Genomic DNA, 21741 nt, shown 5'->3' with positions numbered 1-21741 from the left:
CGGATCGCCCCGTCGATCACGACGACGTCGTCCCCGACGGCTGCTACGCCTTCGTGGCCAGCGGCGGCCCGGCGGCGGGAGCGGCGATCGGCGCCCGCTTGACCAGCAGCGACAGGAACCCGGCGACCACGGCCAACCCGCCGCCGATGTACCAGGCGATGTCGTAGGCGTCCAGCTCGTCGCGGACGATGCCGGCGCCCAGCGCCATCAGCGCCGCGCCGACCTGGTGGCTGGCGAACACCCAGCCGAACACCACCGGTGCGAGCCCGCCGAAGATCTCCCGGCACAGCGCCATCGTGGGCGGGATGGTGGCCACCCAGTCCAGGCCGTAGAACACGATGAACGCCACCATGTGCAGCTCGATGTCCGGCCCGAACAGCACCGGCAGCGCCATCAGCGAGAGGCCGCGCAGCACGTAGTAGGCCAGCAGCAGGTAGCGCGGGTCGATGCGGTCGGTCAGCCAGCCCGAGGCGATGGTGCCCACGATGTCGAACAGCCCGACCAGGGCCAGCAGCCCCGCGGCCACCGTCTGCGGCATGCCGTGGTCGTGCGCGGCCGGGATGAAGTGCGGCTGGATCAGCCCCATCGTGGTGGCCCCGCAGATCATCATGCCGACGGCGAGGTACCAGAACGGCCGGGTGCGCCCGGCCGTGCCCAGCGCCCGCAGCGCCAGCCGCGCCGGGCCCACCTTCGGCGCCGCCACCGGCACCACCCCGGCGGCCGCCGCCGACGGCTCCGGCATCACCGCACCGTAGGGCAGCACCCCCAGGTCGGACGGCTTGTCGCGGAGCAGCCACAGCACGAACGGCGCCACGGCCAGCGCCGCCCCCGCGACCCCGAGCGAGGCCGGACGCCACCCGTAGCCCTCCGAGATCACGGCCACCAGCGGCAGGAACACCAGCGCCCCCGCCGCCCCGCCCGCGGTGAGCACTCCCGACACCAGCCCGCGCCGGGCCTCGAACCAGCGCCCGGTGACCGTCGCGACCAGCGCCAGCGCCATCGACCCGGTCCCCAGCCCGACCAGCACGCCCCAGCACAGGATGAGCTGCCAGCTGGCCGTCATGAACACCGTCAGGCCGCTGCCGGTGGCCACGACCAGCAGCGCGGCCGTCACGACCTTGCGGATGCCGAACCGCTCCATCAGCGCGGCCGCGAACGGCGCCGTCAGGCCGTAGAGGGCCATCTTGACCGCCACCGCGGCCGAGATCGTCGAGATCGACCACCCGAACTCGGTGTGCAGCGGCTCCATGAGCACGCCGGGCACGGCCCGGAAGCCCGCGGCCCCGACCAGGGCCAGGAAGGTCACCGCTGCGACCCACCAGGCCGGGTGGATGCGCCGCAGCACGCTGGGTTCTCTCACGAGACTCAGCTTGCCCCACGGTGCCGCCGCAGGGAACCCCCGCCCGGTCCGGCGGGCCGTGAACCGCGGCCCGCGGGCGCATACCGTCGGCGTATCGGAAAACGCATACGTACCGGCAACGCCGGGCCGACTTCACTGGGGGCATGGACTGCGGCGTAGTGGGGCGAGCGTGACCAGGGGATGGCACGAGTGGGTCTTCACCGAGACCGGCGTGGTGCTCACGACGGTGGCCGGGCTGCCGCTGGCCGCCCTGGCGGTGTGGGCGTTGGCCCGCCACCGGAGGGCCACCGGCGCCACGCGGGGGTGGGCATGGCGCAGGTCGCTGGCCGAGGTCGGCATCGTCTACGGGACGGTGCCGTGGGTCCTGATGACCACGTTCCCGGGCAGCCGGGCGGGTGAGGTGCCCTCCCGGGTGATCCTGGTGCCGCTGCAGGACCTGCTCACGATGGACCCGGGCCAGATCGTCGGCAACCTGCTGGTGTTCGCGGCGCTGGGGGCCTTCGCCCCGCTGCGGTTCGCGGCGCTGGCGGCGCTGCCGCGGGTCCTGGCCCTCGCGGGGGCCTGCTCGGCGCTGATCGAGATCGCGCAGTACGCCCTGCAGCTCGACCGGGTGTCCTCCGTGGACGACGTGCTGCTCAACACCGCGGGCGCCGGGCTGGCCGCGCTGGCGTCGCGCCGCTGGTGGCGGGGACGGGCCGGAGCGTCGTCGGCGGACCGACCCGCTCCGGTCGCCCCGGCACCGGAGCGCTGAGCGCGGTTCAGGCCTTGCTCTCGGACTGGCCCCCGTCGTGCCCGGCCGCCGCGCCCACGCCGGCGTCCTCGGGGTCGTCCCGCTCGTGGGCGACCGGCGCCTGCTCCTCGACGGGAGCGGGCGAGTCACCGCTCAACGACCCCTTCGGGGCCAGCAGGAACGCCCCCACGTACAGCGCCGCGGCCACCAGCAGCAGCCCCGGGAACCCGACGAGCAGCGCCGTGTACTCGAGGCACCCGCCGACCATCGCGCCCAGCAGGTTGGCCCCGAAGGCGCCGGTGGGGTCGGTGGTGTCGGTGAAGCGCTTCGCGAACACCACGTTCGCGGCGAAGATCGGCAGGAACGCGATCACCACCGCGACCACCAGCCGGACCGGCACCGGCAGCGCCAGCAGCCAGGACTCGGGGATCAGCCAGCTCAGGGCCAGCCCACCGAACAGCACCGCGTACATGATCTTCAGCGGGGGCGTGCGGAACCGGCGGGTGATCTCCACGGCGGCCAGCACGGCGATCAGCACGCCGGCCGAGACGATCGAGTTGACCACCCACGTGGTGCCGAACAGCAGCGCGAACCCGGCGATGGACTTGGTCTGCAGCAGCAGGAACCCGGCCCCGAGCAGGAACAGGTCGGCGTAGGGCCGCATCCGGCGGTAGGTGCCCACCGGCCGCTCGCCGCCCGGCTCGCGCCTGCCCCGCCCGACCAGCGCCACCGCGGCCACGCTGAAGGCCAGGATCAGGCCGATGGTGACCAGGTACAGCGACGGGATGGTGGCGCCGAACAGGTACAGGAACGGCCGCGCGTCGGTGGCCGGGGCCGGGGTGTCCTCGGTGGCGCCCGCCCACTGCGGGCCGCAGGACTGGTCGGCCGGGGTGAGCCCGGTGGTGATGACGGCCTGGCCCAGCTCGCCGCCGACGACGTCGACGCAGGGCTGGTGCCCGAAGACGGTCTCCGCGGTGAGCGCGAGCCGGTCGATCAGCCAGCCCTCGCGGTAGTAGTTGTACATCGCGAGCGCGCCGCCGGGGTTGAGGTGCTCGCGCGCGGAGGCGAAGGCCTCCTCGGTGAACAGGTAGCTCTCCAGGCGCAGCGAGCTGGCGCCCTGCACGAGGGTCAGCGAGTCGGGCAGCGCGAAGAGGATGCGGTCGTAGGTCCGGTCGGTGCGCGACAGGAACGCCCGGCCGTCGTCGACGTGCACGGTCACCCGCGGGTCGTCGTAGGGGCGGTCGGGGTGCTTCTCGCGGCCGACCTGCAGCAGCCCCGGGTCGATCTCGACGGCGTCGACGTGCTCGGCGCCGTTGGCCAGCGCGATGGCCACGTCGGTGCCGCTGCCCGCCCCGATGATCAGGACGTCACCGAGGCTCTGCCCGACGGCGCGCTCGTAGGGCAGCGCGTACTGCGGCTCGAACTGCACCCGGGCCGCGGCCGGGATGGCCTGCTGGTGGGGGACGCCGTTGGCCGCGATGTCGACGATCGGCACGCCGTTCACGACGCGCTCCCCGGCCTGGATCTTGTAGTACGGCGACCAGGTGGCCCCCGGCGTCATCGACTCGGTGCGCAGCTCGGCGACCATCAGCACCGACGGCACGGCGACCAGCACCACGCCCAGCGCCACCCCGGAGCGGGTCGGCGCCGGGACCAGCAGCACGCCGAACAGCACCGCGACGATCAGCCCCCACCACATCGGCGGGGCGCCCAGGAACGACAGGCCGGTGAACGCCACGATGCCGATCAGGCTGCCGATGAGGTCGAACCGGTAGGCGGTGAGCCGGGGCAGCTTGGTGAAGCACTGGCCGACCAGCTCGGCGGGCCCGGCGGTGATCACCGCGGCGGCGGCGAACACGATCGGCAGCACCACCCAGGTGGGCGGGCCGGTGGTGAACAGGCTGGTGAAGTAGATGACCGAGTCGTCCTGGCCGCGGTCGACCGTCACCGGGAACGTCATGATGAACAGCACGAGCACGCCGAGCGTGATCGGCGAGTAGAACGGCCGCACCCTCGCCCGGTCTGCGCGCAGGAAGCCCAGCCCGATCCCGAGGAACGACCCGAGCAGCACGAAGTTCGAGAAGTAGCTCAGGTGGACCACGTTGGAGCCGGTCCAGCGGATCAGCGCGAGCTCGACGAACAGCATCAACGCGCTGGCGAGCACCAGCCGGGTGCGCACGCCGAGCAGCGGGTTCTTCGGTGGCGCGGGGCTCGTCGCTGGAGCGGACATGGCCCCGGAGCGTACGGGTGTCCGTCGAACGGCCGACGGCGGTTCCCGTCGTCCGTTCGTCCCGGCACGTCCCGGGGCCGCGCAGGCTGCTCCCATGACCACAACAGCGATCAGGGTGCGGGGGTTGCGCAAGCACTACCCCGGGGCGGCCCGGCCCGCCGTGGACGGCATCGACCTCGACGTCGAGCACGGCGAGGTGGTGGCCGTGCTCGGCCCCAACGGGGCGGGCAAGACGACCGTCGTGGAGATCCTGGAGGGATACCGGCACCGCGACGGCGGCGAGGTGGCGGTGCTGGGCACCGACCCCGGCCGGGCCGGGCGCGACTGGCGGGTCCGGATCGGGGTGGTCGCCCAGACCGCCACCGACCTGCTCGACCTGACCCCGGCCGAGGCGGTGCGCCACTTCGCCGGCTACTACCCCGACCCGCGCGACCCGGACGACGTGCTGGAGCTGGTCGGGCTGGGCGGCGTGCGGCAGCTGGTCGGGCAGCTGTCGGGCGGGCAGCGCCGCCGCGTGGACGTGGCGCTGGGCATCGTCGGCCGCCCGGAGCTGCTGTTCCTCGACGAGCCGACGACCGGGTTCGACCCGCAGGCCCGCCGCGACTTCTGGCAGCTGGTCCGGGCGCTGGCCGCGGAGGGCACCACGATCCTGCTGACCACCCACTACCTGGAGGAGGCCGAGGTGCTCGCCGACCGGCTCGCCGTCATCACCGGCGGGCGGATCGTCGCCGACGCCACGCCGGCCACGCTCGGCGGGCGCCGGCACCGGCCGGCCACCGTGGACTGGCTCGAGGGCGGCGCGCCCCGGTCGGAGTCGACCGACGCGCCGGCCGCGCTGGTGGCCCGGCTGGCCGCCCGGTTCGGCGGCGAGGTGCCCGGGCTCGCGGTGCGCCGACCCAGCCTGGAGGACGTCTACCTGGAGCTGCTCGCGACCGGGCAGGCCCCCGTCGAGCTCGCCGCCGCCGGGGGTGCGCGATGACCGCGGCCGGGCTCGCCCCGCTGCCCTCCGCCCTCCCGCTCGGCCTGGCCCGCGGGGCGCTGGAGGTCAAGCGGTTCTTCCGCAGCCGCGAGGCGGTGGTGTTCACCTTCTCGCTGCCGACCGTGCTGATGGTGCTGCTGGGCTCGGTGTTCGGCGACCACGGCGAGCCGGCGGGCGTCACGTCCTCCCAGGTGCTCGCGGCCGGGATGATCGCCGCCGGGATCATGTCGACCACGTTCGTCAGCCTGGGCACCGACATCGCTGGCGACCGCGACGACGGCACCCTCAAGCGGCTGCGCGGCACGCCGATGCCGGCCGCGGCCTACTTCATCGGCAAGATCGTGCTCGTCGCGGTGACGACGGTGGCCCAGATCGCGCTCATGCTCGCGGTCGCGATGGCCCTGTTCGGCCTGACCCTCCCGGCGACCGTCGGCGACTGGCTGACCTTCGGCTGGGTGTTCGCGCTCGGCGTGACGTCCTGCTCGCTGCTGGGCATCGCGATCTCCAGCACCGCGCGCAACGCGCGCAGCGCGAACGCCATCACCCAGATCCCCTACCTGGCGCTGCAGTTCGTCTCCGGGGTGTTCGTCACCCCGATCACCGCGCTGCCCGACGGGCTGGTGACGACCGCCTCGTTCTTCCCGGTCAAGTGGATGGCCCAGGGCTTCCGCTCGGTGTTCCTGCCCGACAGCATGGCCGCGTACGAGCCCGCCGGGACGTGGGAGCTCGACCGGGTCGCGCTGGTGCTGGGCGCCTGGTGCGTGATCGGGCTGGTGCTGTGCCTGACCACCTTCCGGTGGCGGCGGGGCCAGGACGGGTGAGCGGGGTGGGGGCGAAGGTGGGCGCGGACCGGACGGGGACGGGCGGCCCGCTGCTGAGCTTCTGGCTCTGGGACCTGTTCTTCGCCGCCGCGACGGTGTTCACCTGCGCGCTCATCGCCCTGGAGGACGTGGCGCCCGCCGCCCGGTTCGCGGCGATGGCGATCGTCGTCGGGATGGCCCTGTCCTGGCCGCTGGCCGGGCGGCGGATGGCGCTGTCCCCCGACGCCCGACCCTTCACCGCGGGACGGCTGGCCCTGTGCGCGGCGCTCGGCGTCGGGATGGTGGCCGCCACCGCGCTGGCCGACTCGGCCAGCTGGGCGGCCTTCATCGTCTACTCCCAGCTGTTCTGGCTGCTCCCGCTCGGCCCGGCGATCGGCGCGGTCGTGGCGCTCACGGTGCTGGGGCCGCTGGCCGGGGCGGTGTTCCGGGGCAAGGGCCTGATCGGCGAGCTGTTCCCCCCGCAGGCCGTGTTCATGTCCCTGTTCGGGATCCTGGTCGGCGTCTTCATCACCCGGCTCGCCGACGAGAGCGAGCGCCGCGCCGCGCTGATCGCCGAGCTGGAGGCCAGCCAGGCCCAGGTCGCCGAGCTGTCGCACGTGGCGGGCGCGGCCGCCGAGCGCGAGCGGCTGGCCGGGGAGATCCACGACACCCTGGCCCAGGGCTTCACCAGCATCGTCACCCTGCTGCAGGCCGCGCAGGCCCAGTTCGCGACCGACCCGGACAGCTCCCGCCGCCACGTCGAGCTCGCCGTCCGCGCCGCACGCGAGAACCTGCAGGAGGCCCGCCGGCTCGTGGCGGCGGGCGCGCCCGGCGAGGCCGCCGCGCGCTCGCTCGCCGACGCCGTCGGGCGAACCGCCGACCGCTACGCCGAGGAGACCGGCTCACCGGCGCGGCACACCGTCCACAGCACCCCCCGCAAGGTCTCCGCGGAGACCGAGATCGTGCTGCTGCGCGCCGCCCAGGAGCTGCTGGCCAACGCGCGCAAGCACGCCGGCGCCGGCCGCGTCGAAGTCGACCTCGACTACACCGACCCGGACGCCGTCGCCCTCGCGGTCAGCGACGACGGCCCCGGCTTCGACCCCGACGACGTGGACGACACCAGCTTCGGGCTGCGGATCCTGCGCGGCCGGGTCGAACGGCTCACCGGCGCCGTCGACGTCGACTCCGGGCCGTCGGGCACCACCGTCACCGTCACCGTCCCCACCGCCCGAACCCCCCAGGAGATCCAGTGATCGGCGTACTGGTCGTCGACGACCACGTCATCGTCCGGCAGGGCCTGCGCGGCATGCTGGCCGCCGAGCCCGACCTGGACGTCGTCGGCGAGGCGGGCTCCGGCCCGGAGGCGGTGGCCATGGTCGGCGCGCACAGCCCCGACGTCGTGCTGATGGACCTGCGGATGCCCGGCGGCGACGGCGTCGCCGCCACCACCGCCATCAGCAAGCAGCACCCCGGCACCCACGTGGTCGTGCTGACCACCTACGACACCGACGCCGACATCCTGCGCGCCGTCGAGGCGGGCGCGGCGGGCTACCTGCTCAAGGACTGCTCGCAGGCCGAGCTGACCTCGGCGATCCGGGCCGCCGCCCGCGGCGAGACGGTGCTCACGCCCTCGGTGGCCGCCCGGCTGGTCAGCCGGATGCGCGGACCGCAGCCGGAGTCGCTCTCGCCGCGCGAGGTCCAGGTGCTGGGGCTGGTCGCGGTGGGCCGCACCAACGCCGAGATCGGCCGCGAGCTGCACATCACCGAGGCCACCGTGAAGACGCACCTGCTGCGCACCTTCAGCAAGCTCGACGTGTCCGACCGCACGGCCGCGGTCACCATCGCCCGCGACCGGGGGCTGCTCAGCTGAACGGGGTCAGGTGCTCCCCCGCCGGGGGCAGCAGAGGAGACTGGAGGGCGTGACCGCTTCGACCGCGACCGACCTCCAGATCCCCGCCGACCTCCTGCCCGCCGACGGCCGCTTCGGCTGCGGCCCGTCCAAGGTCCGCCCCGAGCAGCTCACCGCGCTGTCCGGGGCAGGCGCGGCCCTGATGGGCACCTCGCACCGGCAGAAGCCGGTGAAGTCGCTGGTGGGGCGCCTGCGGTCGGGGCTGTCCGAGCTGTTCTCGCTGCCCGACGGCCACCAGGTCGTGCTGGGCAACGGCGGGTCCACCGCCTTCTGGGACGCCGCGGCCTTCGGCCTGGTCCGCGAGCGCGCCCTGCACCTGGCCTACGGCGAGTTCTCGGCGAAGTTCGCCGAGTCCACGAAGGGCGCGCCCTTCCTGGCCGACCCGGTCGTGGTCACGGCGGAGCCGGGCACCGCGCCCACCCCCCGGGCCGAGCCGACGTGCGACCTCATCGCCTGGGCCCACAACGAGACCTCCACCGGCGTCGCCGTGCCCGTGGTGCGCCCGGCCGACGCCACCGACGGCCAGCTCGTCGTCGTCGACGCCACCTCCGGCGCCGGCGGCCTCCCGCTGGACCCGACCCAGGCCGACACCTACTACTTCGCCCCGCAGAAGGGCTTCGCCGCCGACGGCGGGCTGTGGGTCGCGCTGATGAGCCCGGCCGCGCTGGAGCGCGTCGCCGAGCTGGCCGCGGGCGACCGGTGGATCCCGCCGTTCCTGTCGCTGGCCACCGCCGTCGACAACTCGGCCAAGGACCAGACCTACAACACCCCGGCCGTGGCCACGCTGTTCCTGATGGCCGAGCAGGTCGACTGGATGCTGGGCCTCGGTGGGCTGGACGCCTGCGTCGCCCGCACCGCGGAGTCCTCCGGCCACCTGTACGCGTGGGCGGAGGCCAGCGGGTTCGCCACGCCGTTCGTCGCCGACCCGGCGCACCGCTCGCAGGTCGTGGGCACCATCGACTTCGACGACTCGGTGGACGCCGCGGCCGTGGCCGCCACCCTGCGCGCCAACGGCGTCGTCGACACCGAGCCCTACCGCAAGCTGGGCCGCAACCAGCTGCGCATCGGCATGTTCCCGGCCGTCGACCCGGCCGACGTGCGGGCCCTCACCGCCTGCATCGACTGGGTCGTCGAGCGCCAGTCCTGACTCCTGACGCCCCCCGCCGGAGTTCAGGAAAGCCACGATGCCGCCCGCAGGGTTCAGCATCGTGGCTTTCCTGAACCGGGGTCGGGGTCCGGAGGGCGGGCGGGGCGGATCACGGTCCGGCATCGTGGCGCGCGTTCCGGTGATCGACATGGAACGCTGCGCGCACGGAGGAGCACAGCCCGCTCGACGGTCGGGCGCATCATCGCGGCGGAACCGGCCTTTCGGGTCCGGCGCGCCTCCGTCGTGGGTTGCGATCCGGCAACTACCGTCACCCGGACGGGGAGAGACAGCGGGGAGGCCGACCGATGCGGGCGCTTCGGGTCGTCGGGATCCTCGAGCAGGACGGGGAGTTCGCCGTCGTGCTCGAGGACGCGGACCGGCGCGAGCGCTACACGGTTCCAGCCGACGAGAAGCTGCGTGCGGCCGCCCGTGGTGACCTCACCCGTCTCGGACAGATCGCGGTAGAGGTGGAGAGCCAGTTGCGCCCACGAGAGATCCAGGCCCGCATCCGCGCCGGAGCGTCCGTGGAGCAGGTGGCCGCGATGGCCGGGGTCGCCCTGCAGAAGATCGAGCGCTTCGCCTACCCGGTCCTGCTGGAGCGCTCGCGCACGGCCGAGGTCGCCCAGCGGGCGCACCCGGTCCGCGCCGACGGCCCCGACTCCCGCATGCTCGGCGACGTCGTCGCGCACACCTTCGGGCTGCGCGGCCAGGAGTACGCCGACTTCGAGTGGGACTCCTGGAAGGGCGAGGACGGCAAGTGGGTCGTCTGCCTGTCCTGGCACGCCGGCCACTCCGACATCCGCGCCCACTGGACGTTCCAGCCCGGCGCCAACGGCGGCACCGTGACCGCCATCGACGAGAACGCGTTCGACCTGGTGGAGGGCCTGCCCGCGCGCCCGCTGCGGCCGGTCGGCCCGGTCATCGACATCGGCCGCCCCGACGACACCGGCCCCGCCCCGGCGCCGGTGCCCGAGCTGCGCGCGGCCGCCTCCGGGTCCGACCGGCGCGGTCCCGAGCCCGCCTACCCCGCCTACGATCGCACCCCCACCCGCACGGCCCCCGAGCCGTGGCGCCCCGCGCCGCCCGCTCAGCGCCAGGCCCCGGAGGAGGCGCGTCCGGAGCCGCACCCGGGCGAGTACGGCGCCGCGCAGGGCTACGCCGCCCCGCCGCGCGCGCCCGAGCGCCCCGCCGAGCGCCCGGTCGAGCAGCGGCGCGCCCCGCAGAACCCGGTGGAGCGCCACGAGCGCCCGGCCCCGCCGCCGGTCACCCCCGAGCCGACCCCCGAGCCCGAGCCGGAGCCCGTCGACGTCGTCGAGGAGGTCGTCGAGGAGGCCCCCGAGGCGCCGGTCGAGGCCCCCGAGGCGCCGGCCGAGGCCGCCGCGGCCCCGCCGGTCGAGGACGTGCCCGAGGCGCCCGCCCCGGAGCCGGCCGTCGCCGAGGAGGCACCGCGCCCGGAGCCCGAGTCCGTCGCACCCGAGCCCACCGCACCCGAGCCCACCGCACCCGAGCCCACCGCCGCCGTCGAGCCGGAGCCGGTCGCCGCCGAGCCGGTCGCCGCCCAGCCCGCCGTCGAGCCCGAGCCCGCCCCGCAGATCCCGGCCGCCGAGACCCCGGCCGCACCCGCGGCCGAGGCCCCGTCGCAGCCGGAGCCCGAGCCCGCCGCGCCGGAGCCGGAGAAGGCCGCCGAGCCGGCCGCCGAGAAGCCCCGACCCCCGGCCCGCCGCACCAAGAAGGGCAAGCCGGTCATGCCGTCCTGGGACGAGGTCCTGCTCGGCGTCCGCGGCCAGCACTGACCCGCCCCGTCCGCGGCGTCAGCCCAGCAGCCCCAGCAGCAGGACCACCCAGGCGGCGACGAGGCCGACGGCGGTCCCGATCGCCGGCCAGCGCCAGAACGGCACCCGGCGCAGCAGGTATAGCGACGGCGAGAGCCCCAGCCCGACGAGCAGGTTCGCCGGCACCCACAGCAGCCCGAACGCCTCGGCGAACGCCCTGCTCAGCGCCACGTCGGCGATGGTGACCACGATCGCGAAGAACGCCGAGATGGTCAGCCCGGTGGCCCACGGCGTGGGGCCGGGCGGGTGCGCGGCCAGCCGCGGGGCCGGGCCGCCCACCCGCACCGACTCGATCTCACCGGTGCTCGGGTCGGTGAACTCGACGGGCCGACCCAGCACGTCGGCCACCCGCCCGGCCAGCTGCAGGCCCCGCCTGCGCACCAGCGCCTTCTCGGTCGGTCCGCCGGACCTGGCCGTGAGCAGGGCGAGCGCCGACCACTCGCGGACCGCGTCCTGCAGCTCCTCGGGCAGCGGGGCATCCCCCGGCTGCCGGTCCCCCAGTTCCAACCCGTCCCCCGTGGGCCGCGCGTCTCACGGTCGGCCCCGACCGTTGCGCTCGGCGCACAAGCCTACGGGTGTCCCACGGAATGGAACGCGACGGCCGCGGCCGTCGCCACGTTGAGCGAGTCGACCCCGGAGGCCATCGGGATGCGCACCCGCAGATCGGCGGCGGCGAGCGCCTCCGCGGACAGCCCCGGCCCCTCCGCGCCGAGCAGCAGCGCCACGCGCTCCCCGGCCAGGCCCGCCCGGGACAGCGGCACCGCGTCCGGTGCCGGGGTCAGCGCGGCCACCCGCAGCCCGGCCGCGCGCAGCCGGTCCAGCGAGCCCGGCCACGCCCCGGGCAGCTCGGCGAACGGCACCCGCAGCACGTGCCCCATCGACACCCGCACGCTGCGCCGGTACAGCGGGTCCGCGCAGCGCGGCCCCAGCAGCACGCCGTCGACGCCGAGCGCGGCGGCGTTGCGGAACAGCGAGCCCAGGTTCTCGTGGTCGTTGACGCCCTCCAGCACCGCCAGCAGCCGCGCGTCGCGCAGCAGGTCGTCGAGGTCGGGGCGGGGCGCCCGGTCGGCCACGGCGAGGACGCCGCGGTTGAGGTGGAACCCGACGACCTCGGCCATGGTGGCGGCGTCGGTGACGTAGGCGGGGACGTCGAGCCCGGCGAGGTCGGGCCCGAGCTCGTCGAACCGGCGGGCGACCCCGAGCAGCGACCGCACCGGGAACGGCGAGGCGACCAAGCGCTGCACCACGACGACGCCCTCGGCGATGACCAGCCCGCGCCCACCCGGACGGTCAGGTCGGCGATCGGCGGTGGTGAGGTCGCGGAAGTCGTCGAGACGGGGGTCCGCCGCCTCGGCGACCGGGATCAGGGAGGCCACGAGCGGGGATCGTTCCAGGCCCCACCAGCGCGGCCGCGGCGGTCATCCGGTCGGCCGTAGCGGTTGGATCACGGTTGTGTCACGGTTGACAGCCGCTCGGGTCCGTCGCTCCGCTGCAGTTCACCGCCCGCCAGTGCCACGATCTCGGTGTCACAGTGGGCGGCAGTGGGCCGGCCCCCGGGGTGTCGGCCCGGGACCAGGGAGGGCAAGGCGCGTATGGGCCAGGACGTCGACCGACGCACGTTCAGTCGACGGGACCGCCAGCAGTACCGGGCGAAGGTGCAGAGCTGCCTCGAAGCGCTCACCGAGATGCTGCGCAGTCACCCGTTCGCGCGCGACGAGCCGATGACCGGGATCGAGGTCGAGCTCAACCTCGTCGACGACGCGCTGGCCCCGTCCCTGTCCGGGAAGGCCGTCCTGGAGGCCATCGGCGCCTCGGAGTTCCAGTCCGAGCTGGGCCGCTGGAACATGGAGCTGAACCTGCCGCCGCGCCCGCTGCCCGGCGACCAGTGGCGCCACCTGGAGCACCAGCTGCTCGACGAGCTCGCGGTCGCCGGGGCCAAGGCCCGCGATTGCGGGTCCCGCCTCGCCGTGATCGGCATCCTCCCCACCCTGCGCCGCGCCGACCTCGTGCTCGACTCGCTGTCGCCCGACGAGCGCTACCGGGTGCTCAACGAGCAGATGCTCGGCCAGCGGGGGGAGCCGATCCGGCTCGACATCACCGGCGACGACCCGTCCGGGCGCCACGACCTCGCCCCCGATCGCCTCAGCGCCGACTTCGACTCGATCGCCCCGGAGGCGGCCTGCACGTCGATGCAGCTGCACCTGCAGGTCCACCCCGACGAGTTCGGCGGGTACTGGAACGCCGCCCAGTGCATCGCCGGCGTGCAGCTCGCGGTGGGCGCGAACTCGCCGTTCCTGCTGGGCGCGCGGCTGTGGGCGGAGACCCGGATCCCGCTGTTCGAGCAGTCCTGCGACGTCCGCACGCCGGAGCTGCGCAACCAGGGGGTGCGCCCGCGGGTGTGGTTCGGCGAGCGCTGGATCACCTCGATCCTGGACCTGTTCGAGGAGAACAGCCGCTACTTCCCGGCGCTGATGCCGGTCACCGAGGACACCGACCCGCACGCCGACCTGTCCGCGGGCCGGGTGCCCGACCTCGACGAGCTCAAGCTGCACAACGGCACGATCTGGCGGTGGAACCGCCCCGTGTACGACATCGCCAACGGCGAGCCGCACGTGCGGCTGGAGAACCGGGTGCTGCCCGCGGGGCCCACGGCCGTCGACATGGTGGCCAATGCGCTGTTCTTCTACGGCCTGCTGCGCGCGCTGACCGACGCCGAGCGCCCGCTGTGGAGCACGATGTCGTTCGAGGCCGTGGAGGAGAACTTCACCACCGCCGCCCGGCACGGGCTGGAGGGGCCGCTGTACTGGCCGGGCTCGGGCTGGATCCGCCCCGACGAGCTGGTGCTGCGCAAGCTGCTGCCCCAGGCGGCCGAGGGCCTGGCCCGCTTCGGCGTCACCGCCCCGGTGATCGACCGCTACCTGTCGGTCATCGAGCAGCGGTGCGCGCTGCGGCGCACGGGCGCCTCGTGGCAGGTCGACGCGGTCGCCGCGCTGGAGGCCCGCGGCGCCGACCGGCAGCGCGCGCTGCGCGGGATGCTCGATCGCTACCTGGAGTCCTCTGAGGCCAACGCGCCGGTGCACACCTGGGCCCTGCCCGGCTGAGCGGATGACCGCCCTCCCGCAGTTGCGACGGCAGCCGGGCTTCCGCCGGTTCTGGGTCGCCTCGACCGTCTCCGACCTCGGGACGCGGATCAGCACGGTCGCGATCGGCGTGCTGGTCGTGGTCGACCTCGGCGGCTCGGCCGCCGACGTGGGACTGGTGCAGGGCGCCACGATGCTGCCGTACCTGGCGGTGGGGCTGTTCGTCGGCGTGCTGGCCGATCGCATCCGGCGCAAGCCGCTGCTCGTGGCCACCGACCTCGGCCGGGCGGTCGCGCTGGGCTGCGTCCCGGCGCTGTGGGCCCTCGGGTGGCTGGACGTGCCGGTGCTGGTCGCCGTCATGCTGGTGTTCGGGCTGCTGTCGGTGCTCAACGCGGCCGCGCACCAGTCGTTCCTGCCCCGGCTGGTGGCGCGCGAGCAGCTGCACCGGGCCAACGTCCGGCTGGACCAGAGCGACGCGGTCGCCCAGACCAGCGGTCCGCTGGTCGGGGGCGGGCTGGTCGCCGCCATCGGCGCCCCGGTCACGATCCTGGTCGACGCGCTGAGCTACGCCGTGTCCGGCGTGCTCACCGCGCTCACCCCGGCCGACGACCCGGTGCCGGAGCGGGAGCGCCGGTCGGTCGTGGCCGAGCTGCGCGAGGGCGTGGGCTGGGTCTACCGGCACCCGACCCTGCGCCCGTTGGCGCTGGGCACGCACGGCTGGTTCCTGTTCCACGCCGTCCTGAACGCCACCTACGTGCCCTACGCCCTGCTCGAGCTGCGGCTGGACGCGGTTGGCCTGGGCGCGACCTTCGCGCTGGCCGGCGTGGGCGCGCTGGCCGGCAGCTCGGCGTCGGAGCGGGTGGGCGGGCTGATCGGGATCCCGGCCGTGGTGACCGCGTGCTGGCTGCTCGAAGCGGTGGGCTTCGCCGTCATCGCGCTGGCCGGGGCCCACGACGGGCCCGTGGTGGTGGTGCTCGCGGCCGGCGGGCAGCTGCTGTACGGGCTCGGGATGGGCCTGGAGAACCCGATCACGCTGTCGTACCGGCAGGCACTCACGCCCGACCGGCTGCAGGGCCGGATGAACGCCACCATCCGCTCGTTCAACCGCGCGATGGTCGTCGTCGGGGCGCCGCTCGGCGGGCTGCTCGCCGACTCGGCCGGCCTGCGGACCGCGCTGTGGGTGGGCGTGGCCGGCATCGCCGCGACGGGGGTCCTGCTGCTGGTCAGCGGCTTCCGGCTGGCGACCCACGACGTCGGGGCGCCGGGCGGCGGCTGAGCCGGGCGGCGTTCACGATCGCAAAGCGATCTCCCGTTCGGCCCCGCCGGGCCGCCGGCCCTACCTACAGTCGATCCCGTTCCCGCCGGAGCAGGCCCGCACGGACGCCGGGCCGCCGGCCCGCCGCCAGCACCGCAGGCGCCCCACCGCACGGTCGGGCGCGGCCCCCGCACGCCCGTCGACGGGAGAGACCCATGCCTCAGCGACCCGCACCGACCCCGATCTCCCCGCGGTGAGCGCCGTGTCCCGCTTCCGGCTGTTCGGCCGACCCCCCGAGTCCACCCCCGCCCCCGCCCCGCCGCGCTGGTCTCCGACCTCGGCCGGCCCGCCGCCACCCCCGCCCGGCGGACCCGCGACCGGGATGTTCCCCGCCGCGGGCCCCGGCACGGGCCTGTTCCCCGCCGTCTCCCGGCCCGCCGGGTCCGACGGTGCCGCCGCCGGCCCGTTCGGCGGTCCCCCTCCGCCCGCCCGCACCCCCTCCGCGCCGCGGCGCCGCTACCCCGGCGACCCGCCGACCAACCCCTTCGGCTACCCCCCGGTGGCCGGTCCGGCCGCGGGCTCGCGGACCGGCGCCGGTCCGGGCGGCCCCGTCCCCTACCCCGACCGCGCCGACGCCACCGCGCTGGCCGGCGCCTTCGCCGCCGACTACCTGTCCTGGGACGAGGACGACCCGGCCCGCCGCGGCCGCGTTCTCGCCGACTACCTGCCGGCCACCGGCACCGACCCCACCCGCCTGGGCTGGTCGGGCCGCGGCCGCCAGCGCGCCGAGTTCGTGCTGCCCGGCCGGGTCCGCCCGGACGGCGAGGGCCGCGTGCTCGTCGACGTCCGGGTGCGCGTCACGCCGTACCGGCCCGTCGGGGCCGAGCGCGCGGCGGGCGCGCCGGAGCACGACGCGCCCGCCGAGGTCGGTGGCGTCCCGGCCGCGGCCCCGGCGCCCACCGCACCCGGCTGGCGCGGTATGGCGTCCTGCTGGGTGCGGCTCACCGTGCCCGTGGTGCTGGACGGCGACCGGCTCCTGGTCGACGCGTGGGAGGAGCTGATCGGCGCCGACCTGCCGCTGCCGGGCGCGGCCCCGGCGCGGCCCGCGCCCGCCCCCGAGGACCACGCCCTCGACGACGACGAGCCGCCCGCCGAGCCCACGTCCGGGACCACCACCGCGGTCGCCGCCGAACCCACCGCCGGGGCCACCCGATGACCACCGCCACCGCCACCCGCACCCCGCTGGTCACCGGCATCGACACCGGCGTCGGGACGAGCACGCTGGCGGCCGCGCTGCACGCCCGCGACGGCGGCGTGCTCAGCCGGGAGGCCGACGTCGTCGTCTGCGCCGCCACCGAGGAGTCCCTGCGCGCGGCGGCGGTGGTGGCCTGCCCCGGCTCCGGGCCGCGCCCGGTGCTGGTCGTCACCGGCGGGCCCCTCGCCGCGCCCCTGCCGCCCGCGATCCGCACCCGGTACTGCGCGGTGGTCGACCTGCCCCGCATCGACGACTGGGCGGCGGAGGCCGGCGACGTGCTCGGCATCCCCGCCGACCGGCTGACCGCCCCCCTGCAGTCCTACGCGGAGGCGCTGCGCGCCCTGGTCTCGGCGCTGCTCAGCGGCGGCGTGCTGGCCGCGAGCGCACCCCCGATGGTGATCCGCCCGCGCGCGGCCGACCCGTGGCGGGGCACGCACCGGCCGACGCCACCGCCCCCCGTGCGGCCCGCCGCCGTCGTCGGGCCCGCGGAGTCCGCCGGGTCGCCCAGGCCCGCGGCCGCCCCCGCCCGGCACCGCCTGCCCGACTCCGCCCCCTGCGCCCCGGTCCCCCCTGTTCCCCCGGTCCGCCGCCCCTCGACCGACCCCGAACCCACCGCCGCGACCCCGACCCCGCGAACCGCTCCCGCCGGTGAGCGCGCATCCCGACCGGTCGGGCCCGCTCGGACCACCCGCCCACCCCGCCGACTCACCGACGTCCGCTCCGCCCCGCCCCGCCCCCCTCGCGCCACCCGCGACGAGGACGACGAGACCATCGAGGCGCGCAACGTCGCCGCCGACCGCCGCGCCGCGGCCCGGGGACGGGCGGGGTGAGCCGTGGAACTCCGCATCCGCGGCGCGCGGCCCGCGGCGCCGGCCCTGGTCGTCGCCCTGCTGGTGGCGCTGCTGCTCGGGCCGGTCCCGGCGGTGGCGGCGCCCGCCGCCGACGTCGTCTCCGGGGTCGAGGCCACCGTCGTGCCCGCCCCGGCCCGCGACGCGCTGCCGCTGATCACCGAGATCACCGCGACGGAGTGCCCCGAGCTGCCCCCGGTGTGGGTGGTGGCCCAGGTGCAGGCCGAATCGGGCTGGGACGCCGGGCTGGCAGGCGACCGCCCGGGCGCCCCGGCCGGGCTGCTGCAGCTCGACCAGCGCACGTGGACCGCCGCGGGCGGGGCGCCGTGGCCTGCCGATCCGCCGCCGCCCGGGTCCGAGGTCACCACCGCCGCGGCGCACCTGCGGGTGGGCGTCGGCTGGGCCTGCGCGAACCTGCGGGCGGTCAGCACCCACCTGGAGGAGACCGGCAAGCCCACGGCCCCGCTCGACGCGATGCTGGTCTGCCACATCGCCGGGTGCGCCCGGGTGACCGGCAGCGCGACCGGCGTCCCGGAACCCGGTGAGGCCGACTGCCCGCAGCGCTGCGCCCAGGTCGTGCACCGCTACCTGGCCGCCGTGCACGCCAACCTCGACCGGTTCGCCGCGCCGACCCCCGCCCCGGGCGGCGCCCCCACCGCCGCCGACGCCGACGCCGTCGCGGCGGTCACCGGCCGTCCCGGCACCCCGGCCGCCTGGACCGGCGGCGCCACCGGCTGCACCCGCTCCGACCCGACCGGCGGCGACTGCCTGACCGGCGCCACCCGGCACGGCTTCGACGAGGTCGCCGACGCGTTCGGCGGCTGGGAGGACGGGCCGTCGATCCGCTCGGCCGGCTGCTGGGACGCGCACGCCTGGAACCCCCGTAGCGACCACCCGCGCGGGCGGGCCTGCGACCTGTTCACCGGGGAGCAGGGCCGGTTCGCGAAGGGCGCCGCGCTCGACAGCGGCTGGCGCGTGGCGAACTGGCTGCGCGACAACGCCGACGCGCTGGAGGTCAGGTACCTGATCTGGCAGGGCCGCTACTGGGACCCGGGCGTGCGCGACCAGAACGGCTGGGGCCGGCGCTACACCGGCGGCGGGGTCTACGACGTCCGCGACGCCACCGGCGGCCACTACGACCACGTCCACGTCAGCTTCCGGGAGTGACGCCGTGCGCCGCATCCGCCCGACCCTCGCCGTCCTGGCCACCCTCGCCGCCGTCCTCGCCGTGCTCGGCGTGGCGCAGCTGGGCGGTGGCTCCGACCGCGTGCCGCCGTCCGGGGAACCACCGCCCGGGGCCGTGCTCAGCGCCGACGACCGGCTCGCGCTCGACGCCCGCCCGGTCGACCGCGGGGCACCGCCCCCGGCGACCGACCCCGACGTCGACCCGACCGACCCCGTCGCGGTCGCCCGCGCCTACCTGAGCGCCGCGCACTCCGCCCGCCCCGACGACGCCGGGCGCACCAACCTGCGCGCCGCCGCCTACGCCGCACCCGGCAGCCCGCCCGCCGACGTCGGCGTGCTGGTGCTCGACCCGCCGCCGGCCGGCGCGGAGCGCACCGCCTCGGTGACCGCGCTCGACCTCGTCGCGGTGGCCCACGGCGAGGGGGCGGGCCACGGGCACGGGACCGACGAGGACCCCGTGCTCCGGCGCGGCTACCGGGCCGAGATCGAGACCACGACCGGCCCGCGCGGCGGACCGGTCGCCACCGAGCACCTGGTCCGGCACGTCGTGCTGGCCCGGCAACCCGACGACACCTGGCTGGTCGCCGCCGAGTCGACCGCCGCACCCGACCTCTCCGCAGGAGAGCACCGACTGGAGCCGAGATGACCCGCGACGAACTCGAGGACCTGCTGCGCCGCTTCCTGTCCACCGGGCTGGGCCTGATGGTGGTCCTGGGCACACCCGCGCTGAGCGACACCGGGCCCACGGAGTCGCCCCCCGTGGCCGTGCAGACCGAGCAGGCGCCGCGGGAGGACCGGACCGCCGACGACGCCGCCGACGACGACGCCCCGGCCGGGTTCGCCACCAGCGCCGCCGCCACGCACGGCTGGGGACGGCCGAACCGCGTCGACCACTTCACCGACGGCCTCGGCGAGGACTGGAACGTCTACGACAGCCCCGGCCACCAGGGCAACGGCGTGCGCTCCCCGGAGGCGGCGACCGTCGAGGACGGGCGGCTGATCATCACCGGCAGCCCGGACGGCACCACCGCGGGCATGTCGTGGGGCGACGGCCAGAAGTACGGACGGTGGGAGGGCCGCGTCCGCGCCCCGGAGGCCGACGACGCCTACCACGCGCTGCTGCTGCTCTGGCCGGACGCGGAGAACTTCCCGATCGGCGGCGAGATCGACTTCATGGAGATGCTCGACGGCGACCGGCAGACCACGAACCTGTTCCTGCACTACGGCGCGGACAACTCGCAGATCAGCGGCGAGGTCGAGGTGGACGCCACCACCTGGCACAACTGGGCGCTGGAGTGGACCCCGGAGTCGATCACCGCGTACCTCGACGGCGAGGAGTGGTTCAGCACCACCGAGCAGGAGATCTTCCCGCCCGGCCCGATGCACCTGGCCGTCCAGCTCGACTGGTTCCCCGACAGCGAGGACGAGCGCTCGCGGGAGTCGCGGATGGAGGTCGACTGGGTGATGCAGTACCCGCTCGACAGCGGGAGCGGGACCGATCGCGACGACCGCGAGGACCGCGGCGACCGCTGACACCACCGCGGCGAGCTGCGCCACGCGGGACACGCCCAGTGCGATCAGCGGCGCGGATGCCGCCGGGAACGGCGGCCCCCGCGGCGCGTCGTCGCCGCGCGCCGCCGCCCGACCGATCTGGCACTGGCGCTGGCCGCACGCCGGTGCGGCTCGCCGCATCGGCGGCCCCGCGCCGACGCCGCGACCTTAGGGTGCCTGCGTGCCCGACACCCACGAACTCGCGGTAGTCCACCCGTACGCGGAGCCACGACCACCGCGTTGGGGCACGATCATCCTCACGCTGCTGCTCACCATCGTGCTGGGGCTGGGGCTGGCGCTGTTCCTGGTCGTGGGGTTCTGGCCGGACCCCGCGCCGCGGACCAGCGCGGCCGTCGACCGCGCCCAGACCGCGGACTCGGCCCGGTCCGACACCGGCGACCGGGCGGACTACGCGGCGACGGCGCTGCCCGGCGGCCGGTTCGAGCTCGACCCGACGATCCCCGCGGGCACCGAGGCGGCGGCCCGGTACAGCTGGCCGCTCCTGCAGGCCGACGAGTTCGACGGCACGGCGCTCAACCCGCTCACCTGGCAGCCGTACGAGGGTGGGGCGGCCGGTGCGGTCGGGCAGCGCTCCGCGTCCAACCTGACCGTCTCCGGCGGCACGCTGAAGGTCACCAGCCGCGGCCTCACCTCGGGCGGCATGGGCTGGCAGCCCGGGCAGACCTACGGGCGCTGGGAGGTGCGGGCGCGCACCGAGGCCGGGGCGGGCTACCGGCCGGCGATCCTGCTCTGGCCCGACGGTGAGGACTGGCCGATCGGCGGCGAGATCGACTTCCTGGACACGCCGCACCCCGACCGCAGCGAGACCAACTTCGTCGTGCACTACGGGGCCCAGAACTCGCAGGACGGCGTGGCCGTGGAGGGCGACTTCACCGGCTGGCACACCTACGCCGTGGAGTGGGCCCCCGACCACGTCGCCGGGTTCGTCGACGGGCAGGAGGTCTTCCGCACGACCGATCCGCAGAAGATCCCCACCGGGCCCATGCGGCTGACGATCCAGCAGGACATCGGGCCGTCCGAGGACGGCTGGACGCCCGCCCCGGCCACCACCACCCCGGCGGAGGTCCAGATGGAGGTCGACTGGGTGCGCATCTACGCGGCGCCCTGAGGGGCGCCCCGGACGCGGAACGGGGTCCCGGCCGACCGGCCGGGACCCCGTTCCGTTTCCCGAACTGACGCGCCGCTCCCACCACGAAGCGACGAGACGAAGGTTAGCCTTACCTCGCTCCGTGCGCAAGGGCGTCTCGGCGCACCTGGTCAGGAGGCCAGGGCCTAGGCTGGTCCCGTGCAGGATCCGCCGCCGCTGTCGCCGGGGCTCAACCGCCCCGGCCTGATCGCCCTGGTCGGCAGCATCGCCTGGGCGCTGGCCACGATCGTCGTGCTCGTCGTGTCGCTGACCACGGGCCGCCCGCTCGACGTGCTGTTCACCACCTGCCTCACCGGTACGGCGGTCGGCGGCCTCGGCTACGGCATCTACCGCTGGCAGCGCGCCGCCGTCCGGCGCGGCTCGCGCACCGCCCAGGACGGGCTGGATTGACCGTCCGCGGCGGCGCATAGGC

General features: G+C 75.8%; 20 protein-coding genes. 16 read left to right on the top strand and 4 right to left on the bottom strand.

Going from position 1 to position 21741, the window contains the following annotated elements:
- Positions 1 to 43: 43 nt before the first annotated feature.
- Positions 44 to 1360, bottom strand: coding sequence for an MFS transporter (locus KDL28_RS19760; RefSeq protein ID WP_252440783.1), 1317 nt, complete (start codon positions 1358 to 1360; stop codon positions 44 to 46).
- A 169-nt stretch (positions 1361 to 1529) separates the two neighbouring features.
- Here KDL28_RS19760 and KDL28_RS19755 point away from each other — a divergent pair, with 169 nt between their 5' ends.
- The gene (locus KDL28_RS19755) at positions 1530 to 2111 is read left to right on the top strand and encodes a VanZ family protein (RefSeq protein ID WP_252440781.1); all 582 of its coding nucleotides are present in this window, start codon (positions 1530 to 1532) and stop codon (positions 2109 to 2111) included.
- A 7-nt stretch (positions 2112 to 2118) separates the two neighbouring features.
- Here KDL28_RS19755 and KDL28_RS19750 read toward each other — a convergent pair whose 3' ends face one another.
- A complete protein-coding gene (locus tag KDL28_RS19750; RefSeq protein ID WP_252440779.1) occupies positions 2119 to 4320 on the bottom strand; it encodes a spermine/spermidine synthase domain-containing protein in 2202 nt (733 codons plus the stop codon).
- 94 nt (positions 4321 to 4414) lie between these two features.
- On the opposite strand from KDL28_RS19750, the gene KDL28_RS19745 reads away from it, so the two are divergent.
- The 6 genes from KDL28_RS19745 to sepH all read left to right on the top strand — a co-directional run bounded on the left by KDL28_RS19745 (position 4415) and on the right by sepH (position 10948).
- Positions 4415 to 5299: an ABC transporter ATP-binding protein gene (locus KDL28_RS19745; RefSeq protein WP_252440777.1), complete on the top strand. Its 885-nt coding sequence runs from the start codon at positions 4415 to 4417 to the stop codon at positions 5297 to 5299.
- Positions 5296 to 6120, top strand: a complete 825-nt coding sequence (locus KDL28_RS19740; protein ID WP_252440776.1) for an ABC transporter permease — start codon at positions 5296 to 5298, stop codon at positions 6118 to 6120. The genes KDL28_RS19745 and KDL28_RS19740 overlap by 4 nt, the downstream gene beginning before the upstream one ends.
- 5 nt (positions 6121 to 6125) lie before the next feature.
- Complete coding sequence (locus KDL28_RS41585; RefSeq protein WP_252440775.1) at positions 6126 to 7352, top strand: sensor histidine kinase; 1227 nt, start codon at positions 6126 to 6128, stop codon at positions 7350 to 7352.
- Positions 7349 to 7969: a response regulator gene (locus KDL28_RS19730; RefSeq protein ID WP_252440773.1), complete on the top strand. Its 621-nt coding sequence runs from the start codon at positions 7349 to 7351 to the stop codon at positions 7967 to 7969. Before KDL28_RS41585 ends, KDL28_RS19730 begins: the two co-directional genes overlap by 4 nt.
- A gap of 49 nt (positions 7970 to 8018) precedes the next feature.
- Positions 8019 to 9155, top strand: a complete 1137-nt coding sequence (gene serC / locus KDL28_RS19725; protein WP_252440771.1) for a phosphoserine transaminase — start codon at positions 8019 to 8021, stop codon at positions 9153 to 9155.
- Positions 9156 to 9460: 305 nt separating this feature from the next.
- Entirely contained in the window at positions 9461 to 10948 is a 1488-nt protein-coding gene (gene sepH, locus KDL28_RS19720; protein ID WP_252440769.1) for a septation protein SepH, read from the top strand.
- 18 nt (positions 10949 to 10966) lie between these two features.
- Here sepH and KDL28_RS19715 read toward each other — a convergent pair whose 3' ends face one another.
- Both KDL28_RS19715 and KDL28_RS19710 read right to left on the bottom strand, forming a co-directional pair.
- Positions 10967 to 11494 carry a DUF2537 domain-containing protein gene (locus KDL28_RS19715; RefSeq protein ID WP_252440767.1) on the bottom strand — a complete coding sequence of 176 codons (528 nt, stop codon included), beginning with the start codon at positions 11492 to 11494 and terminating at the stop codon, positions 10967 to 10969.
- A 62-nt stretch (positions 11495 to 11556) separates the two neighbouring features.
- Positions 11557 to 12363, bottom strand: coding sequence for a TrmH family RNA methyltransferase (locus KDL28_RS19710; protein WP_252440765.1), 807 nt, complete (start codon positions 12361 to 12363; stop codon positions 11557 to 11559).
- A gap of 216 nt (positions 12364 to 12579) precedes the next feature.
- Here KDL28_RS19710 and KDL28_RS19705 point away from each other — a divergent pair, with 216 nt between their 5' ends.
- The 9 genes from KDL28_RS19705 (at position 12580) to KDL28_RS19665 (ending at position 21719) form a co-directional block, all read left to right on the top strand.
- On the top strand, positions 12580 to 14088 hold the full coding sequence (locus KDL28_RS19705) for a glutamate-cysteine ligase family protein (RefSeq protein ID WP_252440763.1): 1509 nt from the start codon (positions 12580 to 12582) through the stop codon (positions 14086 to 14088).
- A 4-nt stretch (positions 14089 to 14092) separates the two neighbouring features.
- On the top strand, positions 14093 to 15343 hold the full coding sequence (locus KDL28_RS19700) for an MFS transporter (protein WP_252440761.1): 1251 nt from the start codon (positions 14093 to 14095) through the stop codon (positions 15341 to 15343).
- A 232-nt stretch (positions 15344 to 15575) separates the two neighbouring features.
- Positions 15576 to 16538 carry a hypothetical protein gene (locus KDL28_RS19695; protein ID WP_252440760.1) on the top strand — a complete coding sequence of 321 codons (963 nt, stop codon included), beginning with the start codon at positions 15576 to 15578 and terminating at the stop codon, positions 16536 to 16538.
- Positions 16535 to 17407 carry a hypothetical protein gene (locus KDL28_RS19690; protein ID WP_252440759.1) on the top strand — a complete coding sequence of 291 codons (873 nt, stop codon included), beginning with the start codon at positions 16535 to 16537 and terminating at the stop codon, positions 17405 to 17407. The genes KDL28_RS19695 and KDL28_RS19690 overlap by 4 nt, the downstream gene beginning before the upstream one ends.
- A 3-nt stretch (positions 17408 to 17410) precedes the next feature.
- Positions 17411 to 18592, top strand: a complete 1182-nt coding sequence (locus KDL28_RS19685; RefSeq protein WP_252440758.1) for a VldE C-terminal domain-containing protein — start codon at positions 17411 to 17413, stop codon at positions 18590 to 18592.
- 4 nt (positions 18593 to 18596) lie between these two features.
- Positions 18597 to 19256, top strand: coding sequence for a hypothetical protein (locus KDL28_RS19680; protein WP_252440756.1), 660 nt, complete (start codon positions 18597 to 18599; stop codon positions 19254 to 19256).
- Entirely contained in the window at positions 19253 to 20143 is an 891-nt protein-coding gene (locus tag KDL28_RS19675) for a glycoside hydrolase family 16 protein (RefSeq protein ID WP_252440754.1), read from the top strand. Before KDL28_RS19680 ends, KDL28_RS19675 begins: the two co-directional genes overlap by 4 nt.
- A gap of 199 nt (positions 20144 to 20342) precedes the next feature.
- A complete protein-coding gene (locus tag KDL28_RS41580; RefSeq protein ID WP_252440752.1) occupies positions 20343 to 21290 on the top strand; it encodes a glycoside hydrolase family 16 protein in 948 nt (315 codons plus the stop codon).
- Between the two features lie 177 nt (positions 21291 to 21467).
- Positions 21468 to 21719, top strand: a complete 252-nt coding sequence (locus KDL28_RS19665; protein ID WP_252440750.1) for a DUF2530 domain-containing protein — start codon at positions 21468 to 21470, stop codon at positions 21717 to 21719.
- Positions 21720 to 21741: the final 22 nt, after the last annotated feature.

Source organism: Pseudonocardia humida (assembly GCF_023898865.1).
GTDB lineage: Bacteria > Actinomycetota > Actinomycetes > Mycobacteriales > Pseudonocardiaceae > Pseudonocardia > Pseudonocardia humida.
The sequence above is the reverse complement of the archived record's forward strand: the minus strand, read 5'-3'. Positions and strand labels throughout refer to the sequence as shown.